The organism is Dellaglioa sp. CoH-55-MRSF-8 (assembly GCF_056782195.1).
In genome coordinates this window covers 1-237 of sequence record NZ_JBXAYH010000266.1, presented here as the reverse complement: position 1 = coordinate 237, position 237 = coordinate 1, and the positions used below count along the sequence as shown (strand labels likewise).

At 47.7% G+C, this 237-nt stretch carries 1 protein-coding gene; it reads left to right on the top strand.

All coding sequences use genetic code 11. The features are described from left to right. Positions 1 to 35 precede the first annotated feature (35 nt). Positions 36 to 237, top strand: a 202-nt coding sequence (locus tag AC1RPW_RS08705) for a hypothetical protein (protein WP_481769564.1), incomplete at its 3' end; no start/stop codon positions are given.

Genomic DNA, 237 nt, shown 5'->3' with positions numbered 1-237 from the left:
AACACATACGCGGTGCAAACGCAGAGCTTGACATTATGGATTGGATGATAAAGTCCAGTCACAAGATCGCTAAGGCGTGGATGGCTCGGTTCAAGGCCACGGATAAAAACGGAGTTCCGCAACCCGGCGTCATGATCGTGAACAACAAATATGTGGATTATCCACTTCAGCGGGAAGTATTTCAGTCTCTGAACGTGGGTAAAGTGGAAGGTCGCAACGAATTCATGCACTCTAATG